Genomic DNA, 3269 nt, shown 5'->3' on the forward strand with positions numbered 1-3269 from the left:
CCGCCATCCGTGCTTTTATACACGCCGCGTTCGGAATTGGGTGCCCACACGTGACCCATGGCCGCGACATACACGATGTCGGGATTGTTCGGGTCCACCACGATACGGCTGATGACGTGGGTGTCAGCGAGGCCGATCTTGTTCCAGGTTTTTCCGGCATCGGCGGACTTGTACATGCCGTCGCCGGTGAGGAAGGTATTGCGGATGTCGGATTCGCCGGTGCCGACGTAAATGATCTTGGGACTGGAGGGTGCCACAGCGATCGCGCCGATGTTGTTGTTGTCAAAATACTTGTCGGAGATGTTTTCCCAGGTATGGCCGTAGTTGTTGCTCTGCCACACGCCGCCTCCGACCGCGCCCATGTAGTAGAGGTTGGGCTGCTGTGCCACGCCGGTGACCGCAATCACGCGCCCGCCCACAAACGGCCCGACACTGCGCCAGTGCAAGGCACTGGTGAGTTGTGCGGGAGTCAGGACCGCGGACTGTGCCACGGACAGGGCCAGCAGCAGGGCAGGGCTCAGAAGTGCGGGCAGGATGAACCCGCCAAGGATGGTTTTTCTGACAGTCACGATGATCTCCTCAAGACAAAAAGACGCCAGCGGCCAAGGCGGCCGCTGGCGGCATGTCTATGTCAGCGATGCAGCAGTGTATTGGCCCTGGACAGGTCAGCCTGCAGTCGTGCTTGGCCCTGTGTGGCTTGCTTCGACATGACGGCGAACACCTGCCGCTGCGCCGGCGTCACCGGCGTGAATGCCAGGCCGATATCGTTGGCGAGATACGCGAGATGGCTGCGCAGTTTCGGCTCATATACCAGCGAGCCTTCGTCCGACTGCATCTTGAGCTGCACCAGGTCGGCGATGTCGCGATCGAGCGCGGCGAGCGTATCGTCAGCGCGCGCGGCTGACAGGGTCTTGTCGGCCACGGCTTTCTGCAGCGCACTGCGCGCGTCAATCGCTTCATTGAGCCTGGTGTCGAGTACGTTCAGCGTATCGTGGATCTGCATCAGCAGGTCGAAGCGCTGCTGCAACTGCTGCGCGGTGGTGTCGAGCCGCGGATCGAGCTTGATCACGAACGGCTGACGCATGCTCGTGCCCTTGTACTCGAGCACCGCAGTATAGGTGCCCGGCACGACTTCGGGTCCGTCGAGCGTGTCGTTCTCGCCGCCCGCTGCGGCCGGCACGTAGAAGCCCTTGACCTCAGTGGCGTCCGGGTAGCGCAGGTTCCACTGAAAACGGTTCATGCCGGGATGCAGTTCCGGCTTTGTCTTCTCTTCTTTCTTGGCGGGCAGCGGCAGATCGAAGCTGTTGATGAGCTTGCCCTGCGCGTCCGTAAAACTCAACTTTACCCGGGTGTGGCCGTCATAATCGGCCGGCAAATGGAAAAACACCGTGGCGCCCTCCGGACGATTCTCGCCTTCGCCGGGCCGGTACTCGCCGTAGCGCGTCACCAGCCAGGTCTGCTGTGGCGCGAACAGATAGGCGGCATTGCTTGCCACCTGTGCCCGGCTCAGTTGTTCCAGGAACTGAAGATCGTCCAGCACCCAGAAGGCGCGGCCGTGCGTGGCCAGCACCACGCTGTGTTGTGCGGATTGAATGGCGATATCGCTGACGCGCACCGGTGGCAGGTTCAGGCCGAGCGGCATCCAGTGATCACCGCCATCAAGGCTCATGAACACGGTCTTGCTGGTGCCGAGGAATAGCAGGTTGGCATCATTCGGATCCTGGCGAACGGACTCGAGATACTGGTTATCCGGCAGCCCGGCAGTGAGTGCGGTCCAATGCTTGCCGTAATCCGTGGTGCGATAGACGTAGGGCTTGAAGTCGCCCCACTGGTAACGGCTGGCGGTGATGTAGGCCGTGCCGGGCTTGGCATGCGAGGCCTCGACGCAGGTGATCGTGGACCAGGTGGGCAGGTCCTGCGGCCGCACCGCATCCCAGTGGCCACCACCGTCGGTGGTGACGTACACCAAGCCGTCGTCGGAGCCAGTCCAGATGACGTTGTCATTCAGCGGCGACACCGACATGGCGGAAATGGTGTCGTAGGCTTCGGCGCCGGAGACGTCGGCGCTGATCGGGCCACCGGGCCGGCCCTGCTTGCTCTTGTCGTTGCGCGTCAGGTCGGGACTGATGACGCTCCAGGTGAAGCCGTAATCCAGGCTCTGCATCACGTATTGGGAGCCAATGAGCATTTCCTTGGGGTTGCCCGGGGCAAACAGGATGGGGTGATGAATCCAGGCAAAACGGTATTTGAGTTCCGAGGCGGCCGCGCCTTCCATGTATTCCGGCCAGGGACTGACACTCTGCATCACACCGGTGCGGCTGTTGCCTTTCCAGAACAGTGTGTAATAGCCCGCGCCGTAGGTGATCCACGGTGAGCCCGGTTGCGGCACCACCCAGGTGCTCTCGCCGCCGGGCACATCTTGCCAGGCATCGGTCGGAATGCCGCCGCCACGCGTGGCGCTCGGGCCTTCTGTTGAACCTTCGTCCTGTTGTGCGCCATACACGTGGAAGGGGAACTGGTCGTCGAGATTGACGTGGTAGAACTGGCCGGTGGGCTGGTTGTGCTCCTGGCTCCAGGTCTTGCCGCCGTCCAGCGTCACCGTCGCGCCGCCGTCGTTGCCCTCGATCATGATGTCGGGATTGCTGGGATTGATCCACAGCGCATGGTTGTCACCGTGCGGTGTACGCAGTTTCTTGAGGGTTTTACCGGCATCGTGCGATACCCACAGAGCGGAAACCTGCGGGAAGTACACCGTGTTCGGGTCCCGTGGATCCACGAACAGTGTCGAGTAATAGAACGCGCGCTGCGTCAGGCTCATATCGGTGTTCACCAGTTTCCAGCTGCGACCGGCATCGTCGGAGCGGAACACGCCGCCGTCCTTGCCTTCATATTTGGCCTGGATGATCGCGTACATGATGTTGGGGTCGCTGGGGGCAATCGCCAGCCCAACGCGACCGAAGATGCCGGTGGGCAGACCCTGATTGTGCGTGATGTTTGTCCAGGAACTGCCGCCGTCACGGGTCTCATAAATGCCGCTGCCGGGCCCGCCGCTGGAAAAGCCCCAGTGCGTCCGGTGGGCCTGCCACATCGCGGTGTACAGGATTTGTGGATCGCGCGGGTCCATCACCAGATCAATGGTGCCGGTCTCGTCGTTGACGTAAAGAATCTTTTTCCAGGTTTTGCCGCCATCCGTGCTTTTATACACGCCGCGTTCGGAATTGGGTGCCCACACGTGACCCATGGCCGCGACATACACGATGTCGGGATTG

General features: G+C 61.7%; 2 protein-coding genes. Both read right to left on the reverse strand.

All coding sequences use genetic code 11. The features are described from left to right. On the reverse strand, window positions 1–569 hold a 569-nt coding region (locus VJR90_03450), incomplete at its 3' end, for a hypothetical protein (GenBank protein ID HKV96532.1). 62 nt (window positions 570–631) lie between these two features. Beyond that, window positions 632–3269: glycosyl hydrolase (locus VJR90_03455; protein ID HKV96533.1), on the reverse strand; the 2638-nt coding region annotated here is incomplete at its 5' end.

The organism is Gammaproteobacteria bacterium, assembly GCA_035279405.1.
Classification (GTDB): Bacteria; Pseudomonadota; Gammaproteobacteria; order Natronospirales; family REEB76; genus REEB76.